Origin of the sequence: Mesorhizobium sp. KACC 23794, assembly GCF_052180275.1 — a bacterium.
GTDB lineage: Bacteria > Pseudomonadota > Alphaproteobacteria > Rhizobiales > Rhizobiaceae > Kumtagia.
Window position 1 is genome coordinate 3,747,237 of the sequence record NZ_CP197465.1, and the last position, 19,382, is coordinate 3,766,618.

The 19,382-nt window shown below is 63.8% G+C and carries 19 protein-coding genes; 17 read left to right on the plus strand and 2 right to left on the minus strand.

Features of this window, described 5'->3' with window-relative positions; genetic code table 11:
• The first annotated feature begins 114 nt into the window (after positions 1 to 114).
• The 11 genes from tpiA (at position 115) to kdsA (ending at position 11,007) form a co-directional block, all read left to right on the plus strand.
• Positions 115 to 879, plus strand: a complete 765-nt coding sequence (gene tpiA, locus ACSBOB_RS18270) for a triose-phosphate isomerase (RefSeq protein ID WP_442577524.1) — start codon at positions 115 to 117, stop codon at positions 877 to 879.
• A 167-nt stretch (positions 880 to 1,046) separates the two neighbouring features.
• Entirely contained in the window at positions 1,047 to 1,556 is a 510-nt protein-coding gene (gene secG / locus ACSBOB_RS18275) for a preprotein translocase subunit SecG (RefSeq protein WP_442577525.1), read from the plus strand.
• A gap of 198 nt (positions 1,557 to 1,754) precedes the next feature.
• The gene (locus ACSBOB_RS18280) at positions 1,755 to 2,933 is read left to right on the plus strand and encodes a L,D-transpeptidase family protein (RefSeq protein WP_442577526.1); all 1,179 of its coding nucleotides are present in this window, start codon (positions 1,755 to 1,757) and stop codon (positions 2,931 to 2,933) included.
• Positions 2,934 to 3,078: 145 nt separating this feature from the next.
• Positions 3,079 to 4,707 (plus strand): CTP synthase, encoded by a 1,629-nt coding sequence (locus ACSBOB_RS18285; protein ID WP_396650510.1) that lies wholly within the window; start codon positions 3,079 to 3,081, stop codon positions 4,705 to 4,707.
• A gap of 3 nt (positions 4,708 to 4,710) precedes the next feature.
• Positions 4,711 to 5,256: a hypothetical protein gene (locus tag ACSBOB_RS18290; RefSeq protein ID WP_442577527.1), complete on the plus strand. Its 546-nt coding sequence runs from the start codon at positions 4,711 to 4,713 to the stop codon at positions 5,254 to 5,256.
• Between the two features lie 70 nt (positions 5,257 to 5,326).
• Positions 5,327 to 6,121, plus strand: a complete 795-nt coding sequence (locus ACSBOB_RS18295) for an ATP-grasp domain-containing protein (RefSeq protein ID WP_442577528.1) — start codon at positions 5,327 to 5,329, stop codon at positions 6,119 to 6,121.
• 188 nt (positions 6,122 to 6,309) lie between these two features.
• Complete coding sequence (locus tag ACSBOB_RS18300; RefSeq protein WP_442577529.1) at positions 6,310 to 7,083, plus strand: hypothetical protein; 774 nt, start codon at positions 6,310 to 6,312, stop codon at positions 7,081 to 7,083.
• 380 nt (positions 7,084 to 7,463) lie between these two features.
• Positions 7,464 to 8,123, plus strand: a complete 660-nt coding sequence (locus tag ACSBOB_RS18305; protein ID WP_442577530.1) for a peroxiredoxin — start codon at positions 7,464 to 7,466, stop codon at positions 8,121 to 8,123.
• 55 nt (positions 8,124 to 8,178) lie between these two features.
• Complete coding sequence (locus tag ACSBOB_RS18310) at positions 8,179 to 9,210, plus strand: MBL fold metallo-hydrolase (RefSeq protein ID WP_442577531.1); 1,032 nt, start codon at positions 8,179 to 8,181, stop codon at positions 9,208 to 9,210.
• 76 nt (positions 9,211 to 9,286) lie between these two features.
• Complete coding sequence (locus tag ACSBOB_RS18315; RefSeq protein ID WP_442577532.1) at positions 9,287 to 10,174, plus strand: VOC family protein; 888 nt, start codon at positions 9,287 to 9,289, stop codon at positions 10,172 to 10,174.
• Complete coding sequence (kdsA, locus tag ACSBOB_RS18320) at positions 10,171 to 11,007, plus strand: 3-deoxy-8-phosphooctulonate synthase (protein WP_442577533.1); 837 nt, start codon at positions 10,171 to 10,173, stop codon at positions 11,005 to 11,007. The genes ACSBOB_RS18315 and kdsA overlap by 4 nt, the downstream gene beginning before the upstream one ends.
• Before the next feature lie 30 nt (positions 11,008 to 11,037).
• Here the strand turns inward: kdsA and ACSBOB_RS18325 are convergent, their stop codons facing one another.
• Complete coding sequence (locus ACSBOB_RS18325) at positions 11,038 to 12,207, minus strand: ISAs1 family transposase (protein ID WP_442577477.1); 1,170 nt, start codon at positions 12,205 to 12,207, stop codon at positions 11,038 to 11,040.
• A 165-nt stretch (positions 12,208 to 12,372) separates the two neighbouring features.
• Here ACSBOB_RS18325 and ACSBOB_RS18330 point away from each other — a divergent pair, with 165 nt between their 5' ends.
• The 4 genes from ACSBOB_RS18330 (at position 12,373) to eno (ending at position 15,516) form a co-directional block, all read left to right on the plus strand.
• The gene (locus ACSBOB_RS18330; protein WP_442577534.1) at positions 12,373 to 12,576 is read left to right on the plus strand and encodes a dodecin family protein; all 204 of its coding nucleotides are present in this window, start codon (positions 12,373 to 12,375) and stop codon (positions 12,574 to 12,576) included.
• Positions 12,577 to 12,660: 84 nt separating this feature from the next.
• Positions 12,661 to 13,026, plus strand: a complete 366-nt coding sequence (locus ACSBOB_RS18335) for a PRC-barrel domain-containing protein (RefSeq protein WP_442577535.1) — start codon at positions 12,661 to 12,663, stop codon at positions 13,024 to 13,026.
• A 138-nt stretch (positions 13,027 to 13,164) separates the two neighbouring features.
• The gene (locus ACSBOB_RS18340) at positions 13,165 to 14,148 is read left to right on the plus strand and encodes an isopenicillin N synthase family dioxygenase (protein ID WP_442577536.1); all 984 of its coding nucleotides are present in this window, start codon (positions 13,165 to 13,167) and stop codon (positions 14,146 to 14,148) included.
• A 93-nt stretch (positions 14,149 to 14,241) separates the two neighbouring features.
• The gene (gene eno / locus ACSBOB_RS18345; protein WP_442577537.1) at positions 14,242 to 15,516 is read left to right on the plus strand and encodes a phosphopyruvate hydratase; all 1,275 of its coding nucleotides are present in this window, start codon (positions 14,242 to 14,244) and stop codon (positions 15,514 to 15,516) included.
• A 59-nt stretch (positions 15,517 to 15,575) separates the two neighbouring features.
• Here eno and ACSBOB_RS18350 read toward each other — a convergent pair whose 3' ends face one another.
• Complete coding sequence (locus tag ACSBOB_RS18350) at positions 15,576 to 17,378, minus strand: ABC transporter ATP-binding protein (protein WP_442577538.1); 1,803 nt, start codon at positions 17,376 to 17,378, stop codon at positions 15,576 to 15,578.
• 459 nt (positions 17,379 to 17,837) lie between these two features.
• Between ACSBOB_RS18350 and ACSBOB_RS18355 the strand changes: the two genes are divergently transcribed.
• On the plus strand, positions 17,838 to 18,167 hold the full coding sequence (locus ACSBOB_RS18355; protein ID WP_442577539.1) for an FtsB family cell division protein: 330 nt from the start codon (positions 17,838 to 17,840) through the stop codon (positions 18,165 to 18,167).
• A 170-nt stretch (positions 18,168 to 18,337) separates the two neighbouring features.
• Positions 18,338 to 19,381 (plus strand): pyruvate dehydrogenase (acetyl-transferring) E1 component subunit alpha, encoded by a 1,044-nt coding sequence (pdhA, locus tag ACSBOB_RS18360; protein ID WP_442577540.1) that lies wholly within the window; start codon positions 18,338 to 18,340, stop codon positions 19,379 to 19,381.
• The last annotated feature ends 1 nt before the right edge of the window (position 19,382 follow it).

Here is a 19,382-nt window from a genome sequence, read left to right on the forward strand (position 1 = left end):
GGCGGGCGAAGTCCGTGAGGAAACGGCAATAACGCCCTTGTGGGCAAGTGTCGATTGCTTTGTGACCTGATTTTGGTACGGAGGGTCCGGCCGCATGGTCGTTGGGAGATGAGAATGACGTCGCGAATTCATCCACTGGTCGCCGGCAACTGGAAAATGAACGGCGTCGGTGCGTCGCTCGCCGAGTTGCGCTCGATCGGCCGCGAGTTCCTGTCCGGCATCGACGCGGAGACGGACGCGCTGATCTGCGTGCCGGCGACGCTGCTGACGCGGGCGGCGGAGATACTTTCCAATACGCCGGTGAAGGTCGGCGGGCAGGATTGCCACGCATTGGCGAGCGGCGCACACACCGGCGAAATCTCCGCCGAGATGCTGAAGGATGCCGGCGCCTCGCATGTCATCGTCGGCCATTCCGAGCGCCGCACCGATCATGGCGAGACCGACGCCGTCGTCCATGCCAAGGCGGAAGCCGCATGGCGCGCTGGCCTCATCGCGATCGTCTGCATCGGCGAGACGCGGGCCGAGCGCGAATCGGGCGCTACGATGTCGGTCCTGTCCCGCCAGATCGCCGGGTCGGTGTCCGCAGCCGCGACCCACGCCAACACGATCATCGCCTACGAGCCGGTCTGGGCGATCGGCACCGGCCTGACGCCGACCGCCGCTGACGTGGCCGAGGCGCATGCCCACATTCGCGCCGAGCTGGCCGCCCGGATCGGGGAAGAAGCCAGGCGCACGCGTATCCTCTATGGCGGATCGGTCAAGCCGTCGAACGCCAAGGAGTTGCTGTCGATCGACAATGTCGACGGCGCGCTGGTCGGCGGCGCCAGCCTGAAGGCGCGCGACTTCCTCGGCATCGCCGAGGCCTACCTGTCGTTTTGACGGCCGGCCGCCGTCCAGAACGGGCCGGGCACGGGACGACGGGTTGCATTGGCCCGCATCGCCCCCATATTCCCGGCGGGCTTGGAAATGCCACGAAAGCCATGTATTGAGCCGCCACGTTTCGGCAGGACGCACCTGTCTGTGTCCTGAACTCTGCCGGGGAAATTATGGAAACTGTCGTCATCGTCATCCATCTGATGATCGTGCTCGCGCTTGTCGGCGTCGTGCTGCTGCAACGGTCGGAAGGCGGCGGGCTGGGCATCGGTGGCGGCTCAGGTTTCATGACCGCGCGCGGCGCCGCGAACGCGCTGACGCGTGCCACCGCGATCCTGGCCGCGGCGTTCTTCGCGACCTCCCTGGTGCTGTCGCTGATCGCCCGCTACGGCGACCGTCCGATCGACATTCTCGACCGCGTGCCGGCCACCCAGGGCGAGGGTGGCGGTGCCGGCGTGCTCGACCAGCTCGGCGGCTCCGACGTGCCGTCCGCTCCGGCTCCGGCCGCACCCGCCGGCGAGACGCCGCCCGCCGTCAATCCTCCGGCATCGGGCGCCGCGCCCGCCGATGGCGCGGCTGCCACGCCTCCGGCTGCCGATGGCGCAACTGCGACACCGCCCGCTGCCGCACCGGCCCCGGCGGCGCCTGCCAGCCCGGCCGAGCCGCAGGTCCCGAATCAATAGCCTACGGGCTGTGCCCGTTTGATCACACCCGGCTAAATGCCGCTGTGATCACGATGATTCGATCTCGCGGACGGATGGGGATGCCTTGAGCGTTTCTTCATTATAGGGATATAGATTTCCCGACGGCTTGCGAGCGGGGGTGCGGAGATGTCGTTCCGCTGCACGGCCGGTTCTTTATCGTCTCGGGATCAACAACACATGCTACCTCGAAGCCTCATATTGCTCGGCCTCTGCGCCGTGCTGGGCTTGTCCACGCCTGCCTTCGCGGACGTGGCGAAGCCGCAGAAGCCGACGGCGACGTCGGCAAAGTCGAAGACCTCTGCAGATGCCTCCAAGGGCAAGAAGAAGGTCGCGGCAAAGCCCGACAAGAAGGGCAAGGTTGCCGCCAAGGACGCGGACAAGAAGCTGACGGACGCCGAGAAGGCGAAGGCAAAGGCGGAAGCCAAGGCGGCCGCCGCCGAGAAGGTGCGCCAGGCAAAGCTGGCCGCCATGCGGGCCAAGGCCAAGGCCGACGCCGAGGCGCGCACTGCGGCCTTCCGCGCTCCGAAGCAGAATGTCGTCAAGGAAGATGTCGCCAAGGAGGAACCCCGGAAGAAGGTCCCGCCGGTCGAACTGGCGAAGGCCGATGAAGACGTGCAGCGGTTCGGCTCGAACGACAAGCCGGTCATCGGCATGACGGCCGAGCGCATCGCCGCCCAGCAGGCGGCTGCCGTCGGCCCCGACGTAGTGGTTCGCGAAGGCAACAATGGCGAGTTGCGCAGCGGTGCGAGCGTCGTCCAGCCGAGCGGCGGCGGCGGCTTCTTCAAGATCCTGTTCGGCGACGAGCCGACGACGACGGCGACCTCAGTGGGCATGCTGCCGGAAACCCGCGCCCTCGACTCGGTGCTGGAGACCAAGAAGAAGTTCAAGGTCAGGCCGGAGTACGAGCCGCAGTCGGTTGCCTTCAGCGGTTACGCCCCCGGCACCATCGTCATCGATACCAGCAACCACTTCCTCTACCTCGTCGAAGGCTTTGGCTCGGCGCGCCGCTACGGCATCGCCGTCGGACGCGAGGGCCTGCAGTTCAAGGGCATGGTGGCGGTCGGCGACAAGCAGGAATGGCCGCGCTGGATCCCGACGCTCGACATGCAGAAGCGCGAGCCGAAGAAATACGGCCAGTACAAGGACGGCATGCCCGGCGGCGGGCAGAACCCGCTCGGCGCCCGCGCCATCTACCTCTACCAGGGCAAGCAGGACACGCATCTGCGCATCCACGGCACCATCGCCCCGCAGACCATCGGCACCAACTCGTCGAATGGCTGTTTCCGCATGGTCAACGAGCATGTGATGGACCTCTACCGCCGCGTCGGCGTCGGCACGAAGGTCGTCATTCTCTGATCTGCCGCACATCCTTCGAAAGGGCCGGCCCGCGCCGGCCCTTTTGTTTTGGCCGCACCGACACCACATGCCCGCCGGGGATAATCGGACAGGGCCCCATTTTTTTCTGGCGGAATCAGGCCGCCCAAGCTAAGCGATAATTCCCATGGCGCGATATGTATTCATCACCGGCGGCGTGGTCTCATCCCTTGGAAAAGGCATTGCTGCAGCGGCCCTCGGGGCTTTGCTGCAAGCGCGCGGTTATCGCGCGCGCATAAAAAAGCTCGATCCCTATCTCAACGTCGATCCCGGAACGATGTCGCCCTACCAGCATGGCGAGGTGTTCGTGACCGACGACGGGGCGGAAACCGACCTCGACCTCGGCCACTACGAGCGTTTCACCGGCCGCTCCGCCAACCAGTCCGACAACATCACCACCGGCCGCATCTACAAGAACATCATCGAGCGCGAGCGCCGTGGCGACTATCTTGGCGCAACGGTGCAGGTCATTCCGCACGTCACCGACGAGATCAAGAATTTCGTGCTGTCCGGCAACGAAGACTACGATTTTGTCCTTTGCGAGATCGGCGGCACGGTCGGCGACATCGAGGCGATGCCCTTCCTCGAAGCCATCCGCCAACTCGGCAACGACCTGCCGCGCAACAACGCCGTCTACGTCCATTTGACGCTGATGCCGTACATCCCGACCGCGGGCGAGTTGAAGACCAAGCCGACCCAGCACTCGGTCAAGGAACTGCGCGGCATCGGCATCGCGCCCGACATTTTGCTGGTGCGCGCCGACCGGCCGATCCCCAAGGAAGAGCGCCGAAAACTCTCGCTGTTCTGCAACGTGCGCGAAAGCGCCGTCATCCAGGCGCTGGATGTCGGCCACATCTACGACGTGCCCATGGCCTACCACAAGGAAGGGCTGGATTCGGAAGTATTGGCCGCCTTCGGCATCGACCCGGCGCCGAAGCCGCGCATGGAAGCTTGGCAGAACGTTTCGAAGTTAATCCACAATCCGGAAGGCGAGGTGACGATCGCCGTCGTCGGCAAGTATACCGGCCTGAAGGACGCCTACAAATCGCTGATCGAAGCGCTTTCCCATGGCGGCCTCGCCAACCACGTCAAGGTCAAGCTCGACTGGATCGAGTCGGAGATCTTTGAAAAGGAAGACCCGGCGCCGTTCCTGGAAAAGGTGCATGGCATCCTGGTGCCCGGCGGTTTTGGCGAGCGCGGTTCGGAGGGAAAAATCCTCGCGGCGAAATTCGCGCGCGAGCGAAAAGTGCCGTATTTCGGCATCTGCTTCGGCATGCAGATGGCCTGCATCGAGGCGGCGCGTTCACTGGCCGGTATCGAGGGCGCGTCGTCGACCGAGTTCGGTCCGGCAAAGGAACCGGTGGTCGGCCTGATGACCGAATGGCTGCGCGGCAACATGCTGGAAAAACGCCGCGAAGCGGGCGACCTCGGTGGCACCATGCGTCTCGGCGCCTACGAGGCGCGGCTTGCGCAGGATTCGAAGATCGCCGAAATCTACGGCGACACCCAGATTTCCGAGCGCCACCGCCACCGCTACGAGGTCAACATCGACTACAAGGAGCGGCTGGAGGAATGCGGCCTGGTCTTCGCCGGCATGTCGCCCGACGGCGTGCTGCCGGAGACGGTCGAATATCCCGACCACCCCTGGTTCATCGGCGTGCAGTATCACCCTGAGCTGAAAAGCCGCCCGCTCGACCCGCACCCGCTGTTCGCGAGTTTTATCGGGGCTGCGGTGGAGCAGAGCCGGCTGGTTTGATTCATGGAGGAGATGGCGCCGCCCTGGATCGAGTGCCCGAACATCGCCCGACATAGCATCGGTTGGCGCATGGGTTACGGCGAATGGTATGTCGGCCTGTTCTGTGCGTGGTTCGGAAGTTGCACGAGGGCATTCCGGGACGACTATGCAATTCGCTTTCCGCCTCCGGCGGGGTGGGAGAATTCTCTGTCTTCGATCTCAATTCGGGGCAGCGGTTCATTGCCGCTGCCTTGGGTTTACATGCCCGGCATCAGCCCACACGATTATGCCGACGGATCGTTTCGTCGCCGCGAACTGGCCAGGATTTTTGAAACTGTAGAAGGCGACTTTTCCCAACTTCCGCGCGATGCTCCCGTATTCGGCATGAACAAAATCTGGGAGGATTTTGTATTCGGTTTTGCGGTCCTCTCGCACGACGGGCAGGCCGATTTTGTCCGCGCAAATCCGGCGCCGCCGGAATGGGAAGGGATTTACAAACGCATTGCGGGCGCCAAGACTTTTCGAGACCTGCCTTTGCCGGGGAACGATCCTGATCCGCGAAATAGCTGATCCTGATTGCTTGACCCGCTGACCTCCGCCTTTTCGCAACATCAAGGAAAACGTCGAAACGTCCAATGCCATGACAGTCACCTGGATTCTCGAATCCAACGTCTTCGCCGAAGCGTGCTTTGACGAGATGCTGGCGCACCTCAGGCATCGCCGTCTGCCGCATCATGTCGTGCGGATCATCCCGTTCATCCACGAAATCGATGGCGTGGTGCCGGAGGTGTCGGGACCGGCAGTGGTCTATGGCAGCATCGGCGTCCAGAAGCTGGCGCAACGGCAGGGCTGGAAGCCAGGCGTCTTCACCAACGCCGAGTTCGCCACGTCGGTCTACAAGCAACTCGGCGACCTGTTCCTGAACCTTGACGCAGTCTCTATGCCGATGAGCGCGGTGGCACAGTGGCTGCGTTCCTATGAAGGCGAACACTTCTTCATCAAGCCGGACGGCGACAACAAGGAATTCGCCGGCACGGTTATGAGCAAGGACGAGTTCGCCGGGTGGTTCTTGAACATAGCCGCCGTCGGCTATCTCGACGGCAATGATTTCGACGTCGCTGTGAGCCGGCCCAAGAAACTGGGCTGCGAGTGGCGCGTGGTCGTCGTCGACGGCAGGATCGTGACGTCTTCCCTCTACAAACAGTGGCGGATCGCCAAAGCCGAGCGGCATGTCATCCCCGAGGTCGAGGCAGCTGTCCTCGAAGCCCACAAGCGATTTGCACCGGCGCCGGCCTATGTCATCGACATCGCCCAAGCCGATGACGCCTACAAGGTCGTCGAATACAATACGTTGAACTCTGCCGGCTTCTACGACTGTGATGTGCGAGGCATCATCGACGCGGTGACGGACCTCGTGGAGCGTATGCCTTGTTGAGGTTGGTGACTGTCATCGATACACGACGACAGCCATGGGCTGCTTCCGAAAATCTGCTGGGCAGGGTCATCCGCTGCTCCGGCGCGGATGGTCATAAACACAAATAGGATTATTTGCCTAGGATTATTTACATCCTCGCCGATCGGTGCGATAATGGGTCGCCTGTGCTCGAAAGGAGAAGGTCCCCGATGGACGGGAGCGTGGCGATCGAGAAAAACTGGGAGGCGCTGAAGCGCATCCTCGCATCGCTTGTTGCTCTCGTCGGCATGGCCGAAGGCGCCCCCACACTGCCGCGCCAGCTTTATCTCGTCATCCTGCGGCTCTTGCGTCCCGCTGAATCCGCCACGCGGCGGCTGATCATCGCGGCGGCGCGCGGCATCGTGGTCAACCTGCCGCCACTCCGCCCGCGAAAACCGAAACCCGCCATCAAGCGGGGGCCTCGCGCCTTCATGCCGACGGGGCCGAAAAAACGTCGCCGGCCGGCATCGTGCATTCTCTCGCTGCCGCTGCTCGATCCGCTGCGGACGCCTTCGTTCTGGACCGGCCGCGCCCGGAGGACGGCGCCCGCAAGCCTGCCGCGCATCCTGTCGCTGGATTTCGATGCGCCGTTTCACCCCTTGCCTGCCCCGCCGTCGTCCGACAAGCCGGTCGACGCGGCGCGCCTCGGCCGGCGGCTGGAAGCGTTGGGCCGCGCGCTGGATGACCTTCCGGGCCAGGCGAAACGTTTCGCCCGCTGGAAGGCGCGAAACGACGCGGCACGTGCTCGCGATCGGGAAGGTGGCGGCGGCAAGGGTCGGCCCCGCCGCGTCTCGCCGCTGCGGCGCGGTCGACCGCCGGGCGGGCGGCTCTCCAGCTACGATCCGTCGGCCAACCATCCCCGAAGAATCCGCGAGATCGACGAGATTCTGGCCCACGCCCACGCGTTGGCCGTCTACGCGCTGGAGTCTCCCGACACGTCTTGATGGCGCCGTGCCGGATGCCACAAGACAAAGATCGACGGCCGGCGCGGATTTTTTCGCGGCGTGTCGGCGATCCGTGCTGTCCGCCAGTGCCATTGTTGATCCGTTTGCGAAGCCGGCCAAACCCTTTTTGGCCAAAAATCTGCGGCACGAAAGCGAAGCATCTCATCCCGTTCCCATGGCGCCCCGAGGAACGGCGGTGCGTCACTACATCCGTCTTCACCCGTTGCCTGTGTTGTGGCGGCGGAGTACCGTATCGTCGTCAGGCCGACGCCCGATGGCGACGGGCCGACGGGGTTGGTTTCGTATCACGCGCGACGGGCAGGTGGCTCTTGGCATCCGGTCAGACACTGCCTCGCGGGATACAGAGCAGGGAGAGTTTCATGTCTTTGACCATCAACAGCACGGCGCCGGATTTCGAGGCCAATACCACCGAGGGGCGCATCCGTTTCCACGACTGGCTGGGCGACAGCTGGGCAGTGCTTTTCTCGCATCCGAAGGATTTCACGCCGGTCTGCACGACCGAGCTCGGCCGCATGGCGACGCTCAAGCCCGAATTCGACAAGCGCGGCGTAAAACTCATCGGCCTCAGCGTCGATCCGGTGGAGAATCACGCGCGCTGGTCGATCGACATCGCCGAGACGCAAGGCACCGCGCCGAACTATCCGATGATCGGCGACACCGACCTGAAAGTCTCCAAGCTCTACGGAATGCTGCCCGACGGCGCCGGCGACACGTCGGACGGCCGCACGGCCGCCGACAACGCCACCGTGCGCACCGTCTTCGTCATCGGGCCGGACAAGAAGATCAAGCTCGTCCTTGTCTATCCGATGAGCACGGGGCGCAATTTCCACGAGATCCTGCGGGTCGTCGATTCCATGCAGCTCACCGCAAAACACAAGGTGGCGACGCCCGTCGACTGGAAGCAGGGCGACGATGTCATCATCCTCGGTTCCGTCTCCGACGACGACGCGAAGAAGCAGTATCCCGAGGGCTGGAAGGCGCCGAAACCCTATCTGCGCATCGTGCCGCAGCCGAAATGAGCGGCTGCAAGGCGAATCGCCGGCGCGCCGGCGATGAGGTTTCGGAGACATCGCCATGATTTTCCGTCAGCTTTTCGACAGCACCTCCAGCACCTACAGCTATTTGATCGCCAGCCGGCGCGGCGCCGAGGCGCTGATCATCGACCCGGTGCTGGAGAAGGTTGACCGCTACATCCAGCTTTTGAACGAGCTCGACCTTCGTCTGGTCAAGGCGGTCGACACGCATCTGCATGCCGACCATGTGACCGGCCTGGCGGAACTGCGCGACCGCACCCATTGCGTCACCGCCATGGGCGAGCAGACCAAGGCCGACATCGTGTCGATCCGCCTCGCCGACGGCGACAGGCTCGACATCGAAGGCGCCAGCCTCGACGTCATCTACACGCCCGGCCACACCGACGATTCCTATTCCTTCGTCATGGGCGACCGCGTCTTCACCGGTGACACGCTGCTGATCCGCGGCACCGGCCGCACCGATTTCCAGAACGGCGACCCGCGCGCCCAGTACGAATCGATCTTCGGCCGCCTGCTGAAGCTGCCGGACGAGACGCTGGTCTTTCCGGCCCACGACTACAAGGGCGATACAGTCAGCACCATCGGCGAGGAGCGACGCAGCAACCCGCGCCTGCAGGTCCCCTCCGTGGACGCCTATATCGCGCTGATGAACGGCCTGAACCTGCCCAATCCGAAGATGATGGACGTCGCGGTGCCCGCCAACATGCATATCGGCCTGCCGCAGGCGAAGGTCGCCGCGCAAGGCTGGGCGCTGTCGGCGCGGGACGCCCTGCCGCTGCTCGGGCGGCCCGATGTCGCGCTGGTGGATCTGCGCGAACGCAGCGAGCGCGAACGCCACGGCGCTATCCCCGGTGCCTTGCACGTTTCTTACGGCTCCCTGGAGGAGAGCGTCGGTCCGGGCGGCGTCCTGCATGAACTGGGCTCGGTAAAACGGCTGATCTTCTTCTGCGCCTTCGGTGAACGCTCAGCCATGGCGGTCAACGCGGCGCAGGAGGCGGGCATCGGCTCGGCCCGCCACATCGAGGGCGGCATCGACGCCTGGAAAAAAATGTCAGGCCCGCTGGAGCATTGACCGTCGGCACCGCCGCCATCACCTCGGCGCGCCGCCGCCCTTGCGGCGCAGCCGGGAATGAGGCACATCCCGCCCGATGAACGCCGAACCTCGCCCGCTCGACCATCTGGTGCTGCCGACCGCCTCGCTCGAGACGGCGCGGGCGCGGCTGACGGCGCTGGGTTTCACCGTGGCACCTGTCGGCGTCCATCCTTTCGGCACGGCGAACGCCTGCGTGTTCCTGGCCGACGGCACCTATCTTGAGCCGCTGGCCGTCGCCGACGAGCGGCAAGCGCGCGAGGCGGCGCGGCAAGGCAACGCCTTCGTGGCGCGCGACGCGGCCTATCGCTATCGTCAGGGCGGCGATGGGTTCTCGGCCCTGGTCTTTGGCACGCAGGACGCTCGCGACGATGACCTGACCTTTCGGCGGGAAGGCATGTCCGGTGGCGAGATCCTCGACTTTTCACGTCCTTTCACGGATGCGGCGGGCAACACCGGAGAGGCGTCCTTCCGTCTGGCCTTCGCCGCCGACCTGCGGGCGCCGGACATCTTCTTCTTCACCTGCCAGCGGATAGGGGTTCCAAAGGTCGACCGCGCCTCCTTGCAGTCGCACCGAAACGGCGTGACCGGCATTGTGCGCGTGGTGCTTTCGGCAAGCAGGCCCTTCGACTTCGCCCCGATCGTCTCGATGGCGGCGGATGCTCCGCCGGTCGAGCCGGCCGCAGGCCAGGCCGTCCGCGTCGCCGCGCGTAACATGGTCGTCGATCTGGTCGACGATGCAGGGCTGGAGGAACGCTACGGGCTCGACGCGGCAGGCCATACCGGCCTGCAGGCGCGTGCCGTCTGTTTCGCGGCAACCGATCTGGCCCGCATTGCCGGATTGCTGGGTGATGCCGGCATTTCGTACCATATGAAGGACAGCCGCCTCGTCGTTCCGCCCGCGTCGGGGCAGGGCGCCGCCTTCGTCTTCGAGGAGATTTCATGACCAGTCCGAACCCGATCGTTGCCGTCGGCAACGTTTCCTTCGACAATGCCGCGCCGCTGGCGCTGATCGCCGGCCCGTGCCAGTTGGAAAGCCGCCAGCATGCCTTCGACATGGCCGGCAGCCTGAAGGAACTGTGTGGACGTCTGGGCATCGGGCTCGTCTACAAGACCAGCTACGACAAGGCCAACCGCACCTCGCTTGACGCGACGCGCGGCGCCGGCCTCGACGCGGCCATGCCTGTCTTCGACGGCCTGCGCAAGGAATTCGGCCTTCCCATCCTCACCGACATCCACAACGAGGAACAATGCGCGATCGTTGCGCCGCATGTGGACGTGCTGCAGATCCCGGCCTTCATGTCGCGCCAGACCGACCTTCTGGTCGCCGCTGCGAAGACCGGAAAGGTGGTGAACGTCAAGAAAGGCCAGTTCCTCGCCCCTTGGGACATGAAGAACGTGGTGGCGAAGGTCACCGGGTCGGGCAATGCTAATGTGCTCGTCACCGAGCGCGGTGCCTCCTTCGGCTACAATACGCTGGTCTCCGACATGCGCGCCCTGCCGATCATGGCCGAGATCGGCGCGCCGGTGATTTTCGACGCCACCCATTCGGTGCAGCAGCCGGGCGGGCAGGGCGGGTCCTCGGGCGGCGAGCGCCGTTTCGTCGAAACCCTTGCGCGGGCGGCGGTTGCCGTCGGCGTCGCCGGCGTGTTCATCGAGACCCACCAGGATCCCGATAATTCGACATCGTCCGACGGGCCGAACATGATCCCGCTCAAGGACCTGCCCGCCTTGCTTGAAAGGCTCATCGCCTTCGATCGGGTCGCCAAGGGGCTCTGATAGGCTGATACACAGGGCTTCGAATCCGGGTTAACGGGTTAGGTGGCCGAGGATAGAGGCGAGGTAGTCTGCGTCCCATCCCGCGACCTTGCGGCGGCGCTTGATGGCTCTGTTGTCCTTCATGGCTCTGACGAGGTTGATGGCGAAGTGACGGACAATGGCCATGTTGTGTGCGCCATGGCCCTTGCGCAACCTCGACTGGTCGTCCTTGAAGACGACGTCGAGGGTCCAGTGCAGGGCGTTCTCCACCAACCAGTGGCCACGCACGGCGTGCGCGGCCCGCTCGGCGGAGAGCGTGGCCGAAGAGATATAGTAACGGGTCTCGAAGCGGCACCTGTCCTTGAGTTCGGCGCGCGAACTGACACGAATGATGGTCGTCGCGCCTGGCAGGCGCAGTTCGCCGGGGAAGCGTCTGTCTCCGGAAAGCCAATCGGTCTCGCGTGAGACGGTGACGGAGCGTTCCTCGATGCGGCCGTGGCCTTTGTCGAGGTCGTGGGAGTTGTCGAGCGTTTCATCGGGCGCGTCGTTGAAATAGCGTTCGATGTCGCGGCGCAGCGTTGGCTGGTTGGCCTTGACGGCGAGCAGATAGTCGGCCCCGGCATCGCGGACCGCCGTGGCGATGGTGGCATTGGTGGCGATGGCATCGATCGACACCAGCGCGCCTTTGAGGCCGTCATTTGCTGCCAACCGCTCCAGAAGCACCGGAATGGCGGTGGTTTCGTTCGACTTGTCGCAGACCGCCTCCTGGCCGAGCACCAGGCGCTGCGTGGTGGCGAAGGCGGAGACCAGATGCAGCGGCGCGCGGCCGATGCTGCGGTCGTGGCTGCGGCGCGAGGTCTTGCCGTCGATGGCGATGAAGTCGGGCTTGTCGGGCCAGGTCTCGCGCACCCATGCCGTGAAGCATTCCGAGAACAGGGCCGGATCGATACGGTTCATGAGGATGGTCAGCCAGCGGCCACCCGGCACGCCGTGATGATAGGGCAGGTAGCGACGCAGGAAATCCAGATGCGCCGCACCCCAGTCGGCGATCAGATCGTAGTCCTCGCAGTCGCAGATGGTGCCGCAGACCACAAGAAATAGGACCTCTGGCAGCGGGTGAGCCACGCGCCATGGCTCGCGCGGGTCTTCAATGTCGCCAAAATAATCAAGAAGCGACTTCAGGCGGGATTTTTCGAAACCCTCAAGGATCGCGACGGACATGCGATGCTCCGAATCAAGGAAGCACCCATGGAATCAGTCATTCCGCAACAGAGAAAGCGCGTTAACCCGAGTTCCAAGCCCTGGGCTGATACACAGGACGCTTGCTGCCGCCCTCCGCCCGATATAGCCTCTCCTGTCGGGGGCTGTATGTGGAGGAACACCGCAATGTCGGTCGCTCGCGTCACTGAAATCACCGCCTCGTCCAAGAAGAGCTTTCAGGATGCCATCGAGCAGGGCATCGAACGGGCATCCAAGACGCTCAAGAACGTCGAGGGCGCCTGGATCCAGGACCAGAAGATCGTGGTTGAGGACGGCAAGATCGTCGCCTACCGCGTCAACATGAAGGTCACCTTCATCCTGACGGATTGATCGCCGGGCCGGAAAATTTTGCGGGAACCTTCGCCGCCGCCGGCCATTCTCCTCGCAGCGATTCACCTGCACGAGGAGATTTCCATGAGCACCTACACCGGCCACACCGACGCCATTCCCGCCTCGCGTGTCATCGGCACCGCCGTCTACAACACGGCCGGCGAAAGCATCGGCACGATCGAGGACGTGATGCTCGACAAGACGTCTAACGGCATCATGTTCGCCATTATCGGCTTCGGAGGCTTTCTCGGTATCGGCGAGAAGTACCATGCGATCCCGTGGTCGGTTCTCGACTATGAGCCGAGCCGCGGCGGCTATGTGGTTCCCTTCACCAAGGATCAGTTGACGGCGGCGCCTGCCCATTCGATCAACGACCTGACAGGCACCGACGGCGAGCGAGCGCGCGACGCGGCCTTCGAATATTACAAGGTCGATCCCTACTGGCACTAAACCTCCCATTCTACCGGGAGATGCGGCGGACGGCCTCGCGCAAGCGGGGCCGTTTTCTTGTGGGCGGGGTATTTACGCCAGCAGGCTATACCCCTTCGCCGCGCTTCGGCTATTCCTGTCGAAAAGCCGAGAGGAAACATGCACGACCCATCATTCCCCATATTCGATCTTTCCCGCTTCGAGACGTCCGACGAGGTTGATCGCCGCGCGCTCGGGCGCGAGGTCGACGATATCTGCCGCAGCACCGGTTTCCTTGCGATCAGCGGGCATGGCGTTCCGCAGCCGACGATCGACGCCGTCTGGTCGAAGGCGCATGACTTCTTCGACCAGTCCGTCGCGGAGAAAGAGAAGGCAAGGGCGCCTTTCCCTGGTTATCCCTATGGCTATCTCGGCCCCGGTGCGGAGGCGCTGGCGAAATCGAAGGGGGAGGACACCCCGCCCGACCTCAAGGAAAGTTTCAACGGCGGCCCGCTTGCGGTGCCGCCCGGCCTCACCGACCCGGAAGCGCTCGCCTTTTGTTATGCCGACACCATCTGGCCGGACGAGCCGGCCGGTTTTGCCGACGCCTGGAAGACCTATTACCGCGCGATCGAGGATTTGGCCGCGCACATCATGCGCGTCTTCGCCGTGGCGCTCGACCTGCCGGAAACCTTCTTCGACAAGACCATCGACCGGCCGGTCAGCGCCTTACGGGCGTTGAATTATCCCGAGACGAGCACGCCACCAAAACCAGGGCAACTGCGCGCCGGCGCGCATACGGATTATGGCAGCCTGACCATCCTGCTGCCGCAGCCCGGCTCGTCGGGTCTGCAGATCTTCTCGCCGGAAGGTTTTTGGTGGGAAGTGCCACCGGTGCCCGGCGCTTTCGTCATCAACATCGGCGACCTGATGGCGCGCTGGACCAACGACCGCTGGGTCTCGACGCTCCACCGCGTCGTCAACGCCGACGGCAGTGCTGCCCGTCGCCAGTCGCTCGCCTTCTTCCACCAGCCGAACTGGCATCAGGAAATCACCTGCATCCCGTCCTGCCTGGCGCCCGGTGAAACGCCCCGCTACGAGCCCGTGCTGTCCGGCCCGTATCTGATGTCGAAGTTTCAAGCGACGGTGAAGCCGGCGGCGTGAGTGCGCCGGAATTTCTGCCGTCCACGATTGCCTTTTGCGGTGCTTTGGCTAAGACGGGCGCGAAAATTCAATCGATCCAATCTGGAGAGTTTCATGACCGCAATCGTCGACATCATCGGCCGCGAGATTCTCGACAGCCGCGGCAATCCGACCGTCGAGGTCGACGTCGTGCTGGAAGACGGGTCGATGGGCCGCGCCGCCGTGCCCTCCGGCGCCTCCACCGGCGCGCATGAGGCGGTCGAGCTTCGCGACGGCGGTTCGCGTTATCTCGGCAAGGGCGTCGAGCGCGCCGTCGAGGCCGTCAATGGCGAGATATTCGAAGCGGTCGGCGGCCTCGAGGCCGAGAACCAGATCGCCATCGACAGGATCATGATCGAACTCGACGGCACGCCTAACAAGGCCCGCCTCGGCGCCAACGCCATCCTCGGCGTGTCGCTGGCCGTCGCCAAGGCTGCAGCCGAAGCTTCCGGCCTGCCGGTCTACCGTTATGTCGGCGGCCCGAATGCCCATGTGCTTCCCGTGCCGATGATGAACATCATCAACGGCGGCGCGCATGCCGACAACCCGATCGACTTCCAGGAATTCATGATCATGCCGATCGGCGCGCCGACCTTGCGCGACGCGGTGCGCTGGGGCTCGGAGATCTTCCACACCCTGAAGAAGGGCCTGAAGGAAGCCGGCCACAACACCAATGTCGGCGACGAGGGCGGCTTCGCCCCGAACCTGAAGAGCGCGCAGGCGGCGCTCGATTTTGTCATGGGCTCAATCGAGAAGGCCGGCTTCAAGCCGGGCGAGGACGTGGCGCTGGCGCTGGACTGTGCCGCGACGGAATTCTTCAAGGACGGCAACTACGTCTACGAAGGCGAGCGCAAGACCCGCGACCCGAAGACCCAGGCGAAATATCTGGCAAAACTCGCCGCCGACTATCCGATCATCTCGATCGAGGACGGTCTTGCCGAGGACGACTGGGAAGGCTGGAAGATCCTGACCGACCTGATCGGCAAGAAGACCCAACTCGTCGGCGACGACCTGTTCGTCACCAACACGGCGCGCCTGCGCGACGGCATCAAGATGGGCGTCGCCAATTCGATCCTGGTCAAGGTCAACCAGATCGGCTCGCTGTCGGAAACGCTGGACGCCGTCGAGACAGCGCACAAGGCAGGCTACACCGCCGTCATGTCGCACCGCTCGGGCGAGACCGAGGATTCGACCATTGCCGACCTCGCGGTCGCGACCAATTGCGGGCAGATCAAGACCGGCTCGCTGGCCCGCTCCGACCGCACGGCAAAGTACAACCAGCTCATCCGCATCGAGGAAGAGCTTGGCAGGCAGGCACAGTACGCAGGCAGGTCGATCCTGAAGGCATAAGCCCTCGATTGAGCGATGGGATCAAGGGGCCGTGCTCGCGCACGGCCCCTTTTTGTTTGTCAGATCAATCCCTTGGTCAGTTCCAAAGCCTGCCGCTCGAACAGGCGGCGATAGATGCCACTGTCGCGACGGATCAGCGCGTCATGGCTGCCTTCCTCGGCGACGCGGCCATTGTCGAAGACCAGCAGCCGGTCGAGCGCGCGAACCGTGGATAGCCGATGCGCGATGACCAGCGTCGTGCGTCCGACCATCAGCCGCTCCATCGCCTGCTGGATCAGCACTTCCGATTCCGAATCGAGGCTCGACGTCGCCTCGTCGAGGATCAGGACCGGCGCATCAGCAAGGAAGGCGCGGGCAATCGCCACGCGCTGTCGCTCGCCGCCCGACAGTTTTACGCCGCGCTCGCCGACCAGCGTACCGTAGCCCTTCGGCAGATGCATGATGAAGTCGTGGGCGCTGGCAAGCCTTGCCGCTTCCTCGATCTCCGCTTGACTGGCGCCCGGGCGGGCATAGGCGATGTTCTCCGCCAGCGAGCGGTGGAACAGGATGGGCTCCTGCTGCACGATGGCGATCTGCTGGCGCAGCGACGCCTGGGTCACCGTCGCGATGTCCTGCCCGTCGATGAGGATGGCGCCCTTGTTCAGGTCGTACAGCCGCTGGACCAGCTTGACGAAGGTCGTCTTGCCCGAACCCGAATGCCCGACCAACCCGACGCGCTCACCCGCCGCGATCTCCATGGAAAAATCCTTGTAGAGCGGGAGCCGGTGGTTGCCGTAGTGGAAGGTGACGTTGTCGAATTCGATGCGGCCATTGGTGATGCGGATCGGTTTTGCGCCGGCATGGTCAGCAATGCCGAGCGGTTGGGCCTGGATGTCGACCAGTTCCTCCATGTCGTTGACCGAGCGCTGCACGTTGCGCACATGCATGCCGACATCGCGCAGATAACCCTGCAGCACGAAGAACGAGGTGAGCACGAAGGCGATGTCGCCGGCGCTCGCCTCTCCTTGCGACCACAGATAGAGCGCGAATCCGATCACCGCCGCCCTGAGCACGAGCAGTGTCGCGCCTTGAACCGTGCCGTTCAGGGTCCCGCGCACCCAGGTGCGGCGTGTGCGATGCCGCCACTTGGCGACGATCTGCGCCAGCCTATGGTCCTCGCGGTCCTCCGCACCGAATCCCTTGACAACCGTGTTGCAGCTCACCGCGTCGGCCAGCACGCCGCCGAGTTTGGTGTCCCATTTGTTGGCAAGGCTGGCGGCCGGAGCCACGTAACCCAGCGACAAGGCCACCGTCAGAATGATGTAGATGACCGAACCGACAGCGATGATCGCTCCCATCAAGGGCCAGTACCAGCCGAGCAGCAAGGTCGAGCCGATGAGCATCACCAGCGACGGGAACAGCGCGACCAGGATCGTGTCGTTGAGCAGATCGAGCGCCCACATGCCACGCGTCACTTTTCGCACCGTCGAGCCGGCAAAGCTGTTGGCATGCCAGTCGGTGGAGAAGCGCTGGATCCGATGGAAGGCGTCGGCGGCAATGTCGGCCATCATCTTCAACGTCAGGTCGATGATGCCCATGAAGGCGATGTAGCGGAAGACGATGGCGCCGAGCGCCAGGGCCAGCAACGCCGCGAATGCGGCAATCGCCGCATTCCACGCGACTTCATTCGCGGCAGCACCACTCGCCACGGCGTCGACAAGCCGGCCGGTGTAGAGCGGCGTCAGTACGTCGGCCAGCGTCGAGACCAGCACGGCACCCATGATCGTCGCCAGCCGGAAGGGCTGCCGGAACCAGTGGCTGTTGGTGAAGCGGAACACGCTGCGGAAGGCGCCGCCGCGCAGATCGATGCGGTAACGGGTCATGATTTTTACCGGACGCCAGAAGCGGCCGATCCCAAAAAGCTGAAACGGAATGCTACGCGGGACAAACGTCCCTTGAAGCGGTCGAAGTGAATTTGAAGCTGGCCGGAGCTAGGTGGCGGCCGGGGCCGCATCAGGGCCTTTATTCGAGCGCCGTTTTGCCCGGAAAGACCAATGGCCTTCCGATCCGGCGCCGAGGACCTAGGCCTCGCGGCCTCTCATCGCGATGTCAAATTCTGTCATTCGTACCCTCCCAAACGGGATTCGCAGCAAACTGCCTATAAAAGAGGCTTGTGGTTTCGCCAACCCCTTGAGCGACAAAAAACCGCACGTGGCTTATCAACCGTGTCGCTCTTGTCACCCCGACCCGTTCTCGGTCCGGTCTCCGGCTCCGGTCGATCGACGGGGGTAACGACCCGTTAAGCAAGTTCGGGCGACATGGAGGAACCAAGGAATCATGCCATGTGGACACGCCAGCATCGCCCCCGCAGGACCGGTCGACTGATCGTGCCGTCGCTGGCCGTCGCCGTGCTCTCCTATTTCGGCTACCACGTCTATCACGGCGAGTTCGGCATCAACTCGAAGGACCAGTTGCGTGCCCGCGCTGCCGTCCTGCAGACGGAACTCGATCAGGTCCGCGGGCAGCGTGTCTCGCTGGAGAACAAGGTGCGGATGCTGCATGACGGCACCATCGACAAGGATATGCTGGACGAGCGGGCGCGCCAGGCGCTCAATCTTTCGCACGCCGACGAAGTAACGATCATGCTTTCGCCCGGCGACAAGATTAACTGAATTCCGATTAATCGCACTTATCCGCAATGATTTTAATCGCTTAGCTGCATGTCAGCCATGCATTTTTTCGCATGGCCGAATGCCGTTCCACATGCTAGCTTCCTGAGTAACGTAGGAGCTGCAACGGCTCCCGTATGTCCGACAAGAGACAGTTTCCAGGGAGCGATTGCATGGCCCAGGCCGCCAGGAAATCGTCCGCCAAATCAAAGGCGGACGGGAAGTCCCAGCCAACCCCGACAACGCCGAAGCCGGCGGATTTCAGCAAGGAACAGGAACTTGCCGCCTATCGCGGCATGTTGCTGATCCGGCGATTTGAGGAGAAGGCCGGCCAACTCTACGGCATGGGTTTCATCGGCGGTTTCTGCCACCTTTATATCGGCCAGGAGGCGGTCGTCACCGGCTTGAAGCTGGCGATGATCGAGGGCGACCAGATGATCACCGCCTACCGCGATCATGGCCATATGCTGGCCATGGAGCTTTCGCCCCGAGGCGTGATGGCCGAACTGACGGGGCGCCGGGGCGGCCTTTCGCGTGGCAAGGGCGGTTCCATGCACATGTTCTCCAAGGAGAAGAATTTCTATGGCGGCCACGGCATCGTCGGCGCGCAGGTGTCGCTCGGCACCGGCCTGGCCTTCGCCAACCGCTATCGCGGCAACAAGAACGTCTCGCTGACCTTCTTCGGCGACGGCGCCGCCAACCAGGGCCAGGTCTACGAGAGCTTCAACATGGCCTCGCTGTGGAAGCTGCCGGTCATCTATGTGATCGAGAACAACCGATACGCCATGGGCACATCGGTGGCGCGCTCGTCGGCCGAGACCGATTTCTCGCAGCGCGGCGCTTCCTTCCGCATCCCCGGCATCCAGGTCGACGGCATGGACGTGCGCGCCGTGAAATCGGCCGGCGAGATGGCGCTTGAGCATTGCCGCTCCGGCAACGGCCCGATCATCCTCGAAATGCTCACCTACCGCTATCGCGGCCACTCCATGTCCGATCCCGCAAAATACCGGACCAAGGAGGAGGTGCAGAAGATGCGCTCCGAGCATGACCCGATCGAGCAGGTCAAGGCGCGCGTCATCGACAAGAAATGGGCGACGGAGGACGAGCTCAAGGCTGTCGACAAGGAGGTGCGCGACATCGTCGCCGACGCGGCGGATTTTGCCCAGACCGATCCGGAGCCGGATGCGTCCGAGCTTTGGACAGACATCGTACATTGAG

Bases quoted from the DNA above. Each gene is read 5' to 3' on its own strand.
- tpiA (WP_442577524.1), top strand. From the start codon at position 115: ATGACGTCGCGAATTCATCCACTGGTCGCCGGCAACTGGAAAATGAAC.
- secG (WP_442577525.1), top strand. From the start codon at position 1,047: ATGGAAACTGTCGTCATCGTCATCCATCTGATGATCGTGCTCGCGCTT.
- ACSBOB_RS18280 (WP_442577526.1), top strand. From the start codon at position 1,755: ATGCTACCTCGAAGCCTCATATTGCTCGGCCTCTGCGCCGTGCTGGGC.
- ACSBOB_RS18285 (WP_396650510.1), top strand. From the start codon at position 3,079: ATGGCGCGATATGTATTCATCACCGGCGGCGTGGTCTCATCCCTTGGA.
- ACSBOB_RS18290 (WP_442577527.1), top strand. From the start codon at position 4,711: ATGGAGGAGATGGCGCCGCCCTGGATCGAGTGCCCGAACATCGCCCGA.
- ACSBOB_RS18295 (WP_442577528.1), top strand. From the start codon at position 5,327: ATGACAGTCACCTGGATTCTCGAATCCAACGTCTTCGCCGAAGCGTGC.
- ACSBOB_RS18300 (WP_442577529.1), top strand. From the start codon at position 6,310: ATGGACGGGAGCGTGGCGATCGAGAAAAACTGGGAGGCGCTGAAGCGC.
- ACSBOB_RS18305 (WP_442577530.1), top strand. From the start codon at position 7,464: ATGTCTTTGACCATCAACAGCACGGCGCCGGATTTCGAGGCCAATACC.
- ACSBOB_RS18310 (WP_442577531.1), top strand. From the start codon at position 8,179: ATGATTTTCCGTCAGCTTTTCGACAGCACCTCCAGCACCTACAGCTAT.
- ACSBOB_RS18315 (WP_442577532.1), top strand. From the start codon at position 9,287: ATGAACGCCGAACCTCGCCCGCTCGACCATCTGGTGCTGCCGACCGCC.
- kdsA (WP_442577533.1), top strand. From the start codon at position 10,171: ATGACCAGTCCGAACCCGATCGTTGCCGTCGGCAACGTTTCCTTCGAC.
- ACSBOB_RS18325 (WP_442577477.1), bottom strand. From the start codon at position 12,207: ATGTCCGTCGCGATCCTTGAGGGTTTCGAAAAATCCCGCCTGAAGTCG.
- ACSBOB_RS18330 (WP_442577534.1), top strand. From the start codon at position 12,373: ATGTCGGTCGCTCGCGTCACTGAAATCACCGCCTCGTCCAAGAAGAGC.
- ACSBOB_RS18335 (WP_442577535.1), top strand. From the start codon at position 12,661: ATGAGCACCTACACCGGCCACACCGACGCCATTCCCGCCTCGCGTGTC.
- ACSBOB_RS18340 (WP_442577536.1), top strand. From the start codon at position 13,165: ATGCACGACCCATCATTCCCCATATTCGATCTTTCCCGCTTCGAGACG.
- eno (WP_442577537.1), top strand. From the start codon at position 14,242: ATGACCGCAATCGTCGACATCATCGGCCGCGAGATTCTCGACAGCCGC.
- ACSBOB_RS18350 (WP_442577538.1), bottom strand. From the start codon at position 17,378: ATGACCCGTTACCGCATCGATCTGCGCGGCGGCGCCTTCCGCAGCGTG.
- ACSBOB_RS18355 (WP_442577539.1), top strand. From the start codon at position 17,838: ATGTGGACACGCCAGCATCGCCCCCGCAGGACCGGTCGACTGATCGTG.
- pdhA (WP_442577540.1), top strand. From the start codon at position 18,338: ATGGCCCAGGCCGCCAGGAAATCGTCCGCCAAATCAAAGGCGGACGGG.